The following is a 13,440-nucleotide window of genomic DNA, read 5'->3' on the forward strand; positions in this document are numbered from 1 at the left end:
TCGTTCCCACGCTCTGCGTGGTAATGCAGCCAGTGACGCTCTGCGTCAAATGCCGCAAGGGACGCGGAGCGTCCCGAGAGGCATTCCCACGCAGAGCGTGGGAACGATCAGGGCGGGGTTCAGGCCGAATGGCGAACCATGTCGACGTGCGGAATCCCGGCTTCGAGGAATTCCTCGCTGACCAGGCTGAAGCCCAGGCGCTCATAGAACGCCGTGGCTTGCACTTGCGCGCTGAGCATTTGCTCTTTCAAGCCGCGTGCTTCTGCTTCGGCGATGACCGCTTGCATCAGCGCATCACCGACCTTCATCCCGCGCCAGTCTTTCAGCACCGACACGCGGCCGATGTGGCCGTCAGGCAACAGGCGCGCAGTGCCGATCGGGAAGTCGCCTTCAAACGCCAGGAAATGCACGGCGCTGGCGTCGTCCGCGTCCCATTCCAACTCAGGTGGCACCGATTGCTCGGCAATGAACACCGTTTCACGAATGCGCCGGATCTCGGCGATGTCCTTCTGCCAGTCTGCGACACGAACGCGAATCTTATTCATCAGCGAACCCCAGGCTGCCTTGCTTGACCAGTTCGCAGAGCAGGCCGGCACCGTCTTCGTCGTTCAGCCACTCGCCGAGGTTGTCGGCGTGCAGGGCGTCGGCGGCGCAGATCAGTTTCAGCAGCTCGCGCAGTTTGCCCGGCAGGTAGCGGCTCTGGCCGCTGGCGAACAGCAGCAGGTCGTCATCGACTTCCGACCACGCCAGACGCGCGCTCGGATTGCGGATCAGCACGGCGCCGTCTTGCAGAGCGTTAAGGAATTCTTCTTCCTCGACGTCGTCAGGGCCGCTGACCAGTTCCGGGTAGCGCGGCTCGGTCATGTACTGGCCGAACCAGGTCAGCAGCAGACGCTCGTCGCTCATGTGTTCAGCGAGCAGGGCTTTGAGGCGATCCAGCGCATCGTGTTGAATCTGATGCGGGTCAGCGGCTGGCTGCGCGTCGGCGTCGGTGTAGCGCTCTTCGTCAGTCAGGAACTGGCTGAGGAAGTCGGTGAAGTGGGTCAGCACCTCAGAGGCGCTCGGCGCGCGGAAACCGACCGAGTAGGTCATGCAGTTGTCGACCGCGACACCGCAGTGAGCCAGACGTGGCGGCAGGTAGAGCATGTCGCCCGGTTCCAGCGTCCACTCTTCGGTCTCGTGGAATTCAGCGAGGATGCGCAGATCTGCGTGTTGCAGCAGCGGGCTTTCGGAATCGCACATCTGGCCAATTTTCCAGTTGCGCTTGCCGTGACCTTGCAGCAGGAACACGTCGTAGTTGTCGAAGTGCGGGCCGACGCTGCCACCCGGGGCGGCGAAGCTGATCATCACGTCGTCGACGCGCCAACTCGGCAGGAAGCGGAAGTTTTCCAGCAGCTCGCTGACTTCCGGCACGAACTGATCGACGGCCTGAACCAGCAGCGTCCACTCTTTTTCCGGCAATTTGCTGAATTCGTCTTCAGCGAACGGGCCGCGACGCAATTCCCATGGGCGCTCGCCGTGCTCGATCACCAGACGCGATTCGACTTCTTCTTCCAGGGCCAGACCCGCCAGCTCGTCGGCGTCGATCGGGCTTTCGAAGTCAGGGATTGCCTGGCGGATCAGCAGCGGTTTTTTCTGCCAGTAGTCGCGCAGGAATTCGCGTGCGGTGATGCCACCCAGAAGTTGCAGAGGAATATCAGGATTCATGTGTAACCTATTGAAAAAAAGCACTTTTCAGACGGGAATAAAAACGCCCGGCGCGGCCGGGCGTCTCAAACGGGGCAAACGGTCGATCAGATGCGTTTGGCTTGCGCTACAGCGTTGCCGATGTAGTTGGCCGGGGTCAGTTGCTTGAGCTCGGCTTTCGCTTCGGCTGGCATGTCCAGACCATCGATGAAAGTCTGCAGCGCTTCAGGGCTGATGCCCTTGCCGCGGGTCAGTTCTTTCAGCTTCTCGTACGGGTTTTCGATGTTGTAGCGGCGCATCACGGTCTGGATCGGCTCAGCCAACACTTCCCAGCAAGCGTCGAGGTCAGCGGCAATCTTCTGAGCGTTCAGCTCGAGTTTGCTGATGCCTTTGAGGCTGGCTTCATACGCGATCACGCTGTGGGCGAAGCCGACACCGAGGTTACGCAGTACGGTGGAGTCGGTCAGGTCGCGCTGCCAGCGGGAGATCGGCAGTTTGCTCGCCAGGTGCTGGAACAGTGCGTTGGCGATACCCAGGTTGCCTTCGGAGTTTTCGAAGTCGATCGGGTTGACCTTGTGCGGCATGGTCGACGAACCGATTTCGCCAGCGATGGTGCGCTGCTTGAAGTAACCCAGGGAGATGTAGCCCCAGATGTCACGGTCGAAGTCGATCAGGATGGTGTTGAAACGTGCGATCGCGTCAAACAGCTCGGCGATGTAGTCGTGCGGTTCGATTTGCGTGGTGTACGGGTTGAAACCAAGGCCCAGCTCGTCTTCGATGAAGGCGCGGGCATTGGCTTCCCAGTCGATCTGCGGGTAGGCCGACAGGTGCGCGTTGTAGTTGCCGACAGCGCCGTTGATCTTGCCCAGCAGCGGTACGGCAGCGACTTGAGCAATCTGACGCTCGAGACGGTAAACCACGTTCGCCAGCTCTTTACCCAGAGTGGTCGGCGAGGCCGGTTGACCATGGGTGCGCGACAGCATCGGCACGTCAGCGAAACGGATGGCCAGTTCGCGGATGGCTTCGGCGGTCTGGCGCATGAGCGGCAGCATCACGTCGTCACGGCCTTCGCGCAGCATCAGGGCGTGGGACAGGTTGTTGATGTCTTCGCTGGTGCAGGCAAAGTGGATGAACTCGCTGACCTTGGCCAGCTCCGGCAGCTTGGCCGCCTGCTCTTTGAGCAGGTATTCGATCGCTTTGACGTCGTGGTTGGTGGTGCGCTCGATCTCTTTGACGCGCTCGGCGTGCTCCAGCGAGAAGTTTTCAGCCAGTTCATTGAGAACGGCGTTGGCCTCGGCGGAGAAGGCTGGCACTTCTGGGATACCAGCGTGGGCGGCCAGGCGCTGGAGCCAGCGCACTTCAACCAGAACTCGGGCACGGATCAAACCGTACTCGCTGAAAATCGGGCGCAGGGCCTGGGTTTTGCCGGCGTAGCGGCCGTCAACAGGGGAAACCGCAGTGAGCGAAGAAAGCTGCATGGGGTGTTCTCGGACAGTCGGGCAACGAAATGGGGCGCGTATCATACATGAAAAAATCCGCCGGTCCGTTGCCAACTGACCGGCGTATTACGCGTTACAGACTACAAAGCGTTTATTGCGTAGCGTTTACTCGCTGCGCATCAATGGATACAGCTCTTTGAGCAGCTTGCGCCGGCTGATCACCAACTGCCAGCGATGGCCGCCGAGCTGCCGCCACAGGCGTGCCGAACGGATGCCGGCGAGCAGCAGGGCACGAATTTTTGAGGCGTTGCTCGGCTGTTGCAGGTTGCGCATGTCGCCGTGCACCTGAATCCGTTGGCGCAGGGTGCTCAGGGTGTCCTGATACAGCGCGCCGCAGGCGGCAATCACGTTTTCATGGGCCGGGCCGAAATGTTCGACCTGCGACTGAATCTGCGGCAGACGTTTGCCGATCACATCGAGCATGTCGCCGCGTTTCGCCAGTTGGCGTTCCAGACCGAGCATCGACAGCGCATAACGCAATGGCTCGCGCTGCAAAGTGCTCGGGTCGCGTTCGAGGGCGCCGATCAGCGCCCGATAACCTTCGCGCAGATTGAGGTCGTCGCCGCCGTACACGTCCAGCGTGTCTTTCGGGTCGCGCACCAACAGACTGCCGAGCATGCACGTCAGGCCGGCTTCGCTGGTCTGGCCGCTTTTGGCGATCCGGTCGACCAGCACGGCGGCGAGAAACACGCCGCCCAGCGCCGTCAGTTGCTCCTGAGTCGGGCTCATGCCTGGCCGCTCCACGGCTCGGCCACTTCGATCACGCCGCCGCCGAGGCAGATTTCACCGTCATAGAACACCACGGACTGGCCCGGCGTTACCGCGCGTTGCGGCTCGTCGAACACGGCGCGGTAGCCGCTGGCGGTTTTTTCCAGGGTGCAGGCTTGATCGCTCTGGCGATAACGTACTTTGGCGGTCAGGCGCAGCGGCTGGCTCAGGTCGATCGGGTTGACCCAATAGATTTCCGAAGCGAGCAGGGCGCCGGAGAACAGCCACGGGTGGTTGTTGCCCTGGCCGACGATCAACTCGTTGGTGTCGAGATCCTTGCGCAGCACGTACCACGGCTCGTCGCCGGCGTCTTTCAAACCGCCGATGCCGAGGCCCTGACGCTGACCGATGGTGTGGTACATCAAACCGTGGTGACGGCCGATGACTTCGCCTTCGGTGGTTTTGATTTCGCCCGGTTGCGCCGGCAGGTATTGCTTGAGGAAGTCGCTGAAACGACGCTCGCCGATGAAGCAGATCCCGGTGGAATCCTTCTTCTTGGCGGTCGCCAGCTCATATTTCTCGGCAATTGCACGGACTTCCGGCTTTTCCAGTTCGCCGACCGGAAACAGGGTCTTGGCGATCTGTTCACCGCCAACGGCGTGCAGGAAGTAGCTCTGATCCTTGTTCGGATCGAGGCCTTTGAGCAGTTCGGTGCGCCCATCGATGTCACGGCGGCGGACGTAGTGGCCGGTGGCGATCAGGTCGGCGCCGAGCATCATGGCGTAGTCGAGGAACGCCTTGAACTTGATCTCGCGGTTACACAGGATGTCCGGGTTCGGCGTACGCCCGGCCTTGTATTCGGCCAGGAAGTGCTCGAACACGTTGTCCCAGTACTCGGCAGCGAAGTTGGCGGTGTGCAGTTTGATACCGATTTTGTCGCAGACAGCCTGGGCATCCGCCAGGTCGTCCATGGCGGTGCAGTATTCCGTTCCGTCGTCTTCTTCCCAGTTCTTCATGAACAGGCCTTCCACTTCATAGCCCTGCTCGATCAGCAGGAGAGCGGAAACGGAAGAGTCCACGCCGCCGGACATGCCGACAATGACGCGCTTCTTGGATGTGTCAGAAGGGGCTGGATCACGCATAGGGATTCAATGAGTGTCTTGAAAAAGGACGCGATTCTAGCAGGCTCGCGGCCTCAAGGCTAAAGAGAAGGGCGGATCAGTTCGAGGCTGAAGTGATGCCCGGCCAGATAATCGTCGATGCAACGGATGATCAGCTCACTGCGCCAGTTGTCGCGCTGGGCGATTAATTCGTCGCGGGTCAGCCACTTGGCGCCGACGATGCCGTCGTCCAATTGGTAATCCGGGTGGTGTTTAACGGCTTTGGCGCTGAAGCACACGCGCTGGTATGTCACGCCGTTGCTCGGGGCGGTGTAGAGGTAAATGCCGATGACGCCGGTGGGCTCGACGTCCCAGCCGGTTTCTTCAAGGGTTTCGCGGATGGCGGCGTCGATCAGGGTTTCGTCCGGGTCGAGATGACCGGCGGGCTGGTTGAGCACATTGCGCCCGGCTTTGTGTTCTTCAACCATCAGGAAGCGACCGTTGTCCTCGACGATGGTGGCGACGGTGATGTGGGGGAGCCATTCCATAAAACCTTCCTCAATTCTGGGATTGAAATGCAATCCAATGTAGGAGTGAGCCTGCTCGCGATAGCGGTATACCATTCAACAACTATGGTGCCTGAAATTACGCTATCGCGAGCAGGCTCACTCCTACAGGGGATTTGTGTTGTATTCGGAAACACAAACCCCGGCACTAGGCCGGGGTTTGTGATGTTCCCTTTACAACCTTAAACCAGCGCAGCAATCGCCGCGTTGAGGGTTGCGCTTGGGCGCATGGCCTTGCTGATCAGCTCGGCATTGGCGTGGTAGTAACCGCCGATGTCGACTGGCTTGCCCTGAACGGCGTTGAGCTCGGCAACGATGGTTGCTTCGTTCTCGGTCAGGGTTTTTGCCAGAGTCGCGAACTGCGCTTGCAGTGCCGCGTCTTCAGTCTGGGCAGCCAGGGCCTGAGCCCAGTACATCGCCAGGTAGAAGTGGCTGCCGCGGTTGTCGATGTTGCCGACTTTGCGCGATGGCGACTTGTTGTTGTCGAGGAACTGGCCAGTCGCCTGATCCAGGGTTTTCGACAGCACCAGCGCTTTCGGGTTGTTGTAGTTCACGCCCAGATGCTCAAGGGACGCTGCCAGTGCGAGGAACTCGCCCAGCGAATCCCAGCGCAGGAAGTTCTCTTCAACCAGTTGCTGCACGTGCTTCGGCGCCGAACCGCCAGCGCCGGTTTCGAACAGGCCACCGCCGTTCATCAGCGGCACGATCGACAGCATCTTGGCGCTGGTGCCCAGTTCCATGATCGGGAACAGGTCAGTCAGGTAGTCGCGCAGTACGTTGCCGGTCACCGAAATGGTGTCCTTGCCCTCGCGGGTGCGCTGCAGGGTGAACTTCATCGCGTCGACCGGCGCCATGATCTGGATGTCCAGACCGGACGTGTCGTGATCCTTCAGGTACGCCTGAACTTTCTCGATCACTACGCCGTCGTGAGCGCGCATTGGGTCGAGCCAGAAGATCGCTGGCGTGCTGCTGGCGCGAGCACGGTTGACGGCCAGTTTGACCCAGTCCTGGATCGGCGCGTCTTTGGTCTGGCACATGCGGAAGATGTCGCCGGCTTCAACAGCCTGTTCCATCAGCAGAGTGCCTTTGCTGTCGGTTACGCGAACCACGCCGTCAGCCTTGATCTGGAAGGTCTTGTCGTGCGAGCCGTACTCTTCGGCTTTCTTCGCCATCAGACCAACGTTTGGCACGCTGCCCATGGTGGTCGGATCGAAAGCGCCATTGGCTTTGCAATCTTCGATCACGGCCTGGTAGATGGTTGCGTAGCAACGATCCGGAATCACAGCCTTGGTGTCGTGCAACTGACCGTCAGTGCCCCACATTTTGCCGGAGTCACGGATCATCGCTGGCATCGAGGCGTCGACGATAACGTCGCTCGGCACGTGCAGGTTGGTGATGCCTTTGTCGGAGTTGACCATCGCCAGCGACGGACGAGCGGCGTACACGGCGGCCATGTCGGCTTCGATCTGCGCTTGCTGCTCAGCCGGCAGGGCTTTGATGCGCGCGTACAGATCGCCGATGCCGTTGTTCAGGTTGAAGCCGATCTCGGCCAGCACGGCAGCGTGCTTGGTCAGCGCGTCTTTATAGAACTCGGCAACGATCTGACCGAACATGATCGGGTCGGAGACCTTCATCATGGTTGCTTTCAGGTGAACCGAGAGCAGCACGCCTTGGGCCTTGGCGCTGTCGATTTCAGCAGCGATGAACGCGCGCAGGGCGTTTTTGCTCATCACGGCGCAGTCGAGGATCTCGCCAGCCTGAACGGTGGTTTTTTCTTTCAGAACGGTCGCGGTGCCGTCTTTGGCGATCAGCTCGATCTTCACGGCGTCAGCGGCGTCGATCAGGGCAGCTTTTTCGCTGCCGTAGAAATCGCCGGTGCTCATGTGAGCGACGTGGGACTTGGAGTCTTTGGCCCAGGCGCCCATTTTGTGCGGGTGCTTGCGCGCATAGTTCTTCACCGACAGCGGAGCGCGACGGTCGGAGTTGCCTTCACGCAGAACCGGGTTCACGGCGCTGCCCTTGACCTTGTCGTAACGCGCCTTGGCATCTTTGTCGGCGTCGCTGGTCACGGTTTCCGGGTAGTCCGGCAGGTTGTAACCCTGGGCTTGCAGCTCTTTGATCGCGGCTTGCAGCTGAGGCACCGAAGCGCTGATGTTCGGCAGCTTGATGATGTTGGCTTCAGGCGTAACGGCCAGGTCGCCCAGTTCGGCGAGGTGGTCGGCTACGGCTTTGTCACCCAGTTGCTCGGGGAAGCTGGCCAGAATACGTGCTGCAAGAGAGATATCGCGGGTTTCCACGGCGATATCGGCCGAAGCGGTGTAGGCCTCGATGATCGGCAGCAGGGAATAGGTGGCGAGGGCTGGGGCTTCGTCGGTGAAGGTATAGATGATCTTCGAGCGGGTGGGCATATTCGGATTAACTCTCTCTTCTTTGCTAAAGCGTGCGCAGAAACTCGAGGGGCGCCGGGTAAGCGCGTTCGTTCAAAGTCATCCATGAACCGAATGTCGAGATTCTTCGCGGTGATGTTGGGTGCATCAGTAGAGCGTCAAGCAGTCAGGCTGCGGTAACAACCCGACCAATCAGGCGGAAAGTCTCGTTCTAGAGAGGCCAGCCGTCGTGACCCTGTGGTCAGCGGCGGGCATTATACATAGGTAGCTGGCAATCTGCCGATGGTTCATATGCAACCAATCTCGTCCATTGGTCTAAAGGTCGCAGGGCAGGGTGGCGCGTAGAGTCGTTGCGAATGCTTGAGTTTGGCGCTTTTCCCTTTGCTTTCAGGGTTGTACGAAACGAGTTGTGCGATTGCCGGGAACAGAGGGTTTGCGTGTTGATTTAACTGGGTTACGCTCGAACCAAGCCAGATGTTCAATCCAAACAATGGAGTTCAGCATGGGTTACAAGAAGATTCAGGTTCCAGCCGTCGGCGACAAAATCACCGTCAATGCAGACCATTCTCTCAATGTTCCTGATAACCCGATCATCCCCTTCATCGAAGGTGACGGCATTGGTGTCGACATCAGCCCGGTGATGATCAAGGTTGTCGATGCTGCAGTTCAAAAGGCATACGGCGGTAAACGCAAGATTTCCTGGATGGAAGTCTTCGCCGGGGAAAAAGCCACTCAGGTTTACGATCAGGACACCTGGCTGCCTCAGGAAACGCTGGACGCAGTCAAGGATTACGTGGTTTCCATCAAAGGCCCGCTGACCACGCCGGTCGGTGGCGGCATCCGTTCGCTGAACGTGGCCCTGCGTCAGCAGCTCGATCTGTACGTCTGCCTGCGCCCGGTGCGCTGGTTCGAAGGCGTGCCAAGCCCGGTGAAAAAGCCTGGCGACGTCGACATGACGATCTTCCGCGAGAACTCCGAAGACATCTATGCCGGCATTGAGTGGAAGGCCGGTTCGCCGGAAGCCACCAAGGTCATCAAATTCCTTAAAGAAGAAATGGGCGTCACCAAGATCCGTTTCGACGAAAACTGCGGCATCGGCGTCAAGCCGGTTTCGCTGGAAGGCACCAAGCGTCTGGCGCGCAAGGCTCTGCAATATGTGGTCGATAACGACCGCGATTCGCTGACCATCGTGCACAAAGGCAACATCATGAAGTTCACCGAAGGTGCCTTCAAAGAGTGGGCCTACGAAGTGGCCGCTGAAGAATTCGGCGCGACCCTGCTCGACGGCGGCCCGTGGATGCAGTTCAAAAACCCGAAAACCGGCAAGAACGTTGTGGTCAAAGACGCCATCGCTGACGCCATGCTCCAGCAGATCCTGCTGCGCCCGGCCGAATACGATGTGATCGCGACCCTCAACCTTAACGGTGACTACCTTTCCGATGCCCTCGCGGCAGAAGTGGGCGGTATCGGCATCGCGCCGGGCGCCAACCTGTCCGACACCGTGGCGATGTTCGAAGCCACCCACGGTACTGCACCGAAGTACGCCGGCAAGGATCAGGTCAACCCGGGTTCGTTGATTCTTTCGGCAGAAATGATGCTGCGCCACATGGGCTGGACGGAAGCGGCGGATCTGATTATCAAAGGCACCAACGGCGCTATCTCGGCCAAAACCGTGACTTATGACTTCGAACGTCTGATGGATGGGGCCAAACTGGTGTCGTCTTCGGGCTTCGGTGATGCGCTGATCTCGCACATGTAAAACGCAGGTACACAAAAACCGCCTGACTCGATGAATTGAGTCAGGCGGTTTTTTTTATGGCTGAATGTTTGCGGCGTCAGCTGGTCGCTGTTTGTTCCTCGGCGGCGACCGTGCTCGACACCGGCGAGACTTCGGCCGAAGTAATCTTCACCGCATGCAGGCCTTTGGGGCCTTGCACGATATCGAATCTCACCGCTTGACCTGCTTTAAGGGTTTTGTACCCGTCCATTTCAATGGCCGAATAATGGGCAAAGAAGTCGATGTCTTTGCCATCCTCATCGCGGCCCTCATGGGTGTCGGTGTTGATGAAACCGAATCCCTTGGCATTGTTGAACCATTTCACCTTGCCGACTGCCATGCTCAAATCCCTCTGCAACAGATTCCATCGCTGGAGTATCATCCAATTCATCCGCAATCTAATCCGTTAAAAGGATTGACTCCGCGGATCTTTTTTACCCACTGTGGGCTCTATTGGTTGTAACACCGTTTTCCCGATAGTCAAGGTGACCGGGCAGTCGGAGTTGAAAACGTGTACAACCGCCCCCACCACTGTATTTGCACAACTGACGAACCTTTCTTTCCATGCATGCAATCAGCCAGATTCGACTAACATTCAATCAGGATCGCCCGACTTTCCAAAAGGATCACCCGGAGGAACACGACGACGGTTCGGCGGGCGTTGCTGTTCAGGAAGCAAAGCCTGCATTACAGGCGCCGCCGATGTACAAGGTGGTTTTGTTCAACGATGACTACACACCGATGGATTTCGTCGTCGAAGTGCTCGAGGTGTTTTTTAACCTGAATCGCGAGCTGGCGACCAAGGTCATGCTGGCCGTTCATACAGAAGGACGGGCAGTATGTGGAGTGTTTACCCGCGACATCGCCGAGACAAAGGCCATGCAGGTCAACCAGTACGCCAGGGAAAGCCAGCATCCGCTACTCTGTGAAATCGAGAAGGACGGTTAATCGCCGACCACTTGGGTATGAGGTGAAGCTATGTTAAACCGCGAGCTCGAAGTCACCCTCAATTTAGCCTTCAAGGAGGCTCGTTCGAAGCGTCATGAATTCATGACCGTCGAACATCTCCTGCTGGCCCTATTGGATAATGAGGCTGCCGCCACCGTTTTGCGTGCCTGCGGCGCAAACCTCGACAAACTCAAGCATGACCTGCAGGAGTTCATCGACTCCACCACGCCATTGATCCCCGTTCATGACGAAGATCGCGAAACCCAGCCAACCCTGGGCTTCCAGCGTGTACTGCAGCGTGCTGTTTTTCACGTACAGAGCTCGGGCAAACGCGAAGTAACCGGCGCTAACGTGCTGGTTGCCATCTTCAGTGAGCAAGAGAGTCAGGCGGTGTTCCTGCTGAAACAGCAGAGCGTTGCGCGCATCGATGTCGTCAACTACATCGCCCATGGCATTTCCAAAGTGCCGGGGCATGGCGATCACTCTGAAGGTGAACAAGATATGCAGGACGACGAGGGAGGTGAGTCTTCTTCTTCAGGCAATCCTCTGGATGCGTATGCCAGCAACCTCAACGAACTCGCGCGCCAGGGTCGCATCGATCCACTGGTCGGTCGTGAGTCGGAAGTCGAGCGTGTCGCGCAGATTCTCGCGCGTCGGCGCAAAAACAATCCGCTGCTGGTCGGCGAAGCAGGCGTGGGTAAAACCGCGATTGCCGAAGGCCTGGCCAAGCGTATTGTCGACAACCAGGTGCCGGATCTGTTGGCGGGTAGCGTCGTTTATTCGCTTGATCTCGGTGCTCTGCTCGCGGGCACCAAGTATCGCGGTGATTTCGAGAAGCGCTTCAAAGCGCTGCTCAATGAACTGAAGAAACGTCCGCAGGCCATTCTGTTTATCGACGAGATCCACACCATTATTGGTGCGGGCGCTGCGTCGGGCGGGGTCATGGACGCTTCGAATCTGCTCAAGCCGCTGCTGTCGTCTGGCGATATTCGCTGCATCGGTTCGACCACGTTCCAGGAATTCCGCGGCATCTTCGAGAAGGATCGTGCCTTGGCGCGTCGCTTCCAGAAGGTTGATGTCGTCGAGCCGTCGGTGGAAGACACCATCGGTATCCTGCGCGGCCTGAAAGGGCGTTTCGAGCAGCACCACAACATCGAATACAGCGATGAAGCACTGCGTGCCGCTGCTGAACTGGCGTCGCGCTACATCAATGACCGGCACATGCCGGACAAGGCCATTGATGTGATTGACGAGGCGGGCGCCTATCAGCGTCTGCAACCGGTCGAGAAACGCGCCAAGCGCATCGAAGTACCGCACGTCGAAGACATCGTCGCGAAAATCGCGCGGATTCCGCCAAAGCACGTCACCAGCTCCGACAAGGAACTGCTGCGTAACCTGGAGCGTGACCTGAAGCTGACGGTGTTTGGTCAGGACGCGGCGATCGATTCGCTGTCGACTGCGATCAAACTGTCCCGTGCCGGCCTCAAGTCGCCTGACAAGCCAGTCGGTTCGTTCCTGTTCGCCGGCCCGACCGGTGTCGGTAAAACCGAGGCCGCGCGGCAATTGGCCAAGGCGTTGGGCATTGAGCTGGTTCGTTTCGACATGTCCGAGTACATGGAGCGCCACACCGTATCGCGTCTGATCGGTGCACCTCCAGGCTATGTTGGTTTCGACCAGGGCGGTCTGTTGACCGAAGCGATCACCAAGCAGCCGCATTGCGTATTGCTGCTCGACGAAATCGAGAAAGCGCATCCGGAAGTCTTCAACCTGCTGCTGCAGGTGATGGATCACGGCACACTGACCGATAACAACGGGCGCAAGGCGGACTTCCGCAACGTGATTGTGATCATGACCACTAACGCCGGTGCTGAAACGGCGGCGCGGGCTTCGATCGGTTTCACCCATCAGGACCACTCGTCTGATGCGATGGAAGTGATCAAGAAGAGCTTCACGCCGGAGTTCCGTAACCGTCTGGACACCATTATTCAGTTTGGTCGCCTCAGTCATGAGGTTATCAAAAGTGTGGTGGACAAGTTCCTTACCGAGCTGCAGGCGCAACTGGAAGACAAGCGTGTGTTGCTGGAAGTGACTGACGCGGCGCGTAGCTGGATTGCGGCGGGTGGTTATGATGCGGCGATGGGTGCGCGTCCGATGGCTCGTCTGATTCAGGACAAGATCAAGCGTCCGCTGGCGGAGGAGATCTTGTTTGGTGAGTTGGCTGAGCATGGTGGGGTTGTTCATATCGATATCAAGGATGGTGAGTTGACCTTTGATTTCGAGACCACTGCTGAGATGGCTTGATCGTTGTTGTTACGCTGAGGGCGCCTTCGGGCGCCCTTTTTGTTGTTTGTCGTTTGGGTTTTTTGGGTGAATATCCGTAGTTGTGGTGATGGCTGGTTAGGGTTCCGCCCTTACGGCGGGTCACTTTTGGCAAACGCCCCAAAAGTAACCAAAAGGTCTGTGCCCTGACGTTCGGCCCTCGCTGTGGCTCGGGTTCCTTCGCTCCGGGATTGATCCGGGGTTCAGCGCCTACGGTTTGCTTCGCTGCACCTCCTCTCGCTGTGTTTGGCTGCGCCAAACGGTCGCTGCGCTCCCACCCCCGGATCAATCCCTCCACTCAGCCTGCCGACGGGCTCTAAGATCAAAAGCAGGCGAGCTGACACTCGGCCTATTGAGTGGTGAAGAGCACAGCGCGCACGGTTTTAGTTTTTGTGGTGCTCTTGCCCCTCACCCCAGCCCTCTCCCGAGGGAGAGGGAGCCGATTGGGGG

Annotated in this window: 11 protein-coding genes; 3 read left to right on the forward strand and 8 right to left on the reverse strand. The window is 58.7% G+C overall.

What is annotated here, in order from left to right; all coding sequences use genetic code 11:
* Nucleotides 1–119: 119 nt before the first annotated feature.
* The 7 genes from ACP3TY_RS08550 to ACP3TY_RS08580 form a co-directional block, all read right to left on the reverse strand.
* Entirely contained in the window at nt 120–545 is a 426-nt protein-coding gene (locus tag ACP3TY_RS08550) for a GNAT family N-acetyltransferase (RefSeq protein ID WP_053121618.1), read from the reverse strand.
* Nucleotides 538–1,707: a cupin domain-containing protein gene (locus tag ACP3TY_RS08555; RefSeq protein WP_053121616.1), complete on the reverse strand. Its 1,170-nt coding sequence runs from the start codon at nt 1,705–1,707 to the stop codon at nt 538–540. Before ACP3TY_RS08555 ends, ACP3TY_RS08550 begins: the two co-directional genes overlap by 8 nt.
* An 86-nt stretch (nt 1,708–1,793) precedes the next feature.
* On the reverse strand, nt 1,794–3,164 hold the full coding sequence (gene purB / locus ACP3TY_RS08560; protein WP_008082884.1) for an adenylosuccinate lyase: 1,371 nt from the start codon (nt 3,162–3,164) through the stop codon (nt 1,794–1,796).
* 126 nt (nt 3,165–3,290) lie between these two features.
* Entirely contained in the window at nt 3,291–3,914 is a 624-nt protein-coding gene (hflD, locus tag ACP3TY_RS08565) for a high frequency lysogenization protein HflD (protein ID WP_053121613.1), read from the reverse strand.
* A complete protein-coding gene (gene mnmA / locus ACP3TY_RS08570) occupies nt 3,911–5,035 on the reverse strand; it encodes a tRNA 2-thiouridine(34) synthase MnmA (protein WP_127928939.1) in 1,125 nt (374 codons plus the stop codon). Before mnmA ends, hflD begins: the two co-directional genes overlap by 4 nt.
* Before the next feature lie 59 nt (nt 5,036–5,094).
* Nucleotides 5,095–5,541: an NUDIX hydrolase gene (locus ACP3TY_RS08575; RefSeq protein ID WP_053121609.1), complete on the reverse strand. Its 447-nt coding sequence runs from the start codon at nt 5,539–5,541 to the stop codon at nt 5,095–5,097.
* A gap of 200 nt (nt 5,542–5,741) precedes the next feature.
* Nucleotides 5,742–7,967, reverse strand: a complete 2,226-nt coding sequence (locus ACP3TY_RS08580) for an NADP-dependent isocitrate dehydrogenase (RefSeq protein ID WP_426619716.1) — start codon at nt 7,965–7,967, stop codon at nt 5,742–5,744.
* A 481-nt stretch (nt 7,968–8,448) separates the two neighbouring features.
* Here ACP3TY_RS08580 and icd point away from each other — a divergent pair, with 481 nt between their 5' ends.
* Nucleotides 8,449–9,705 carry an NADP-dependent isocitrate dehydrogenase gene (gene icd / locus ACP3TY_RS08585; RefSeq protein ID WP_159813875.1) on the forward strand — a complete coding sequence of 419 codons (1,257 nt, stop codon included), beginning with the start codon at nt 8,449–8,451 and terminating at the stop codon, nt 9,703–9,705.
* A 76-nt stretch (nt 9,706–9,781) separates the two neighbouring features.
* Here icd and ACP3TY_RS08590 read toward each other — a convergent pair whose 3' ends face one another.
* Nucleotides 9,782–10,063, reverse strand: coding sequence for a cold shock domain-containing protein (locus ACP3TY_RS08590; protein ID WP_053121605.1), 282 nt, complete (start codon nt 10,061–10,063; stop codon nt 9,782–9,784).
* Between the two features lie 224 nt (nt 10,064–10,287).
* Here ACP3TY_RS08590 and clpS point away from each other — a divergent pair, with 224 nt between their 5' ends.
* Complete coding sequence (gene clpS, locus ACP3TY_RS08595) at nt 10,288–10,671, forward strand: ATP-dependent Clp protease adapter ClpS (protein ID WP_053121602.1); 384 nt, start codon at nt 10,288–10,290, stop codon at nt 10,669–10,671.
* A gap of 30 nt (nt 10,672–10,701) precedes the next feature.
* A complete protein-coding gene (gene clpA, locus ACP3TY_RS08600; protein WP_053121600.1) occupies nt 10,702–12,972 on the forward strand; it encodes an ATP-dependent Clp protease ATP-binding subunit ClpA in 2,271 nt (756 codons plus the stop codon).
* The last annotated feature ends 468 nt before the right edge of the window (nt 12,973–13,440 follow it).

Source organism: Pseudomonas rustica (assembly GCF_049959085.1).
Taxonomy (GTDB): Bacteria; Pseudomonadota; Gammaproteobacteria; order Pseudomonadales; family Pseudomonadaceae; genus Aquipseudomonas; species Aquipseudomonas rustica.

Excerpts from the sequence above, each read along its gene's own strand:
- ACP3TY_RS08575 (WP_053121609.1), bottom strand. The coding sequence starts at position 5,541 with ATGGAATGGCTCCCCCACATCACCGTCGCCACCATCGTCGAGGACAAC.
- ACP3TY_RS08555 (WP_053121616.1), bottom strand. The coding sequence starts at position 1,707 with ATGAATCCTGATATTCCTCTGCAACTTCTGGGTGGCATCACCGCACGC.
- icd (WP_159813875.1), top strand. The coding sequence starts at position 8,449 with ATGGGTTACAAGAAGATTCAGGTTCCAGCCGTCGGCGACAAAATCACC.
- ACP3TY_RS08590 (WP_053121605.1), bottom strand. The coding sequence starts at position 10,063 with ATGGCAGTCGGCAAGGTGAAATGGTTCAACAATGCCAAGGGATTCGGT.
- ACP3TY_RS08550 (WP_053121618.1), bottom strand. The coding sequence starts at position 545 with ATGAATAAGATTCGCGTTCGTGTCGCAGACTGGCAGAAGGACATCGCC.
- clpS (WP_053121602.1), top strand. The coding sequence starts at position 10,288 with ATGCATGCAATCAGCCAGATTCGACTAACATTCAATCAGGATCGCCCG.
- hflD (WP_053121613.1), bottom strand. The coding sequence starts at position 3,914 with ATGAGCCCGACTCAGGAGCAACTGACGGCGCTGGGCGGCGTGTTTCTC.
- mnmA (WP_127928939.1), bottom strand. The coding sequence starts at position 5,035 with ATGCGTGATCCAGCCCCTTCTGACACATCCAAGAAGCGCGTCATTGTC.
- ACP3TY_RS08580 (WP_426619716.1), bottom strand. The coding sequence starts at position 7,967 with ATGCCCACCCGCTCGAAGATCATCTATACCTTCACCGACGAAGCCCCA.
- clpA (WP_053121600.1), top strand. The coding sequence starts at position 10,702 with ATGTTAAACCGCGAGCTCGAAGTCACCCTCAATTTAGCCTTCAAGGAG.
- purB (WP_008082884.1), bottom strand. The coding sequence starts at position 3,164 with ATGCAGCTTTCTTCGCTCACTGCGGTTTCCCCTGTTGACGGCCGCTAC.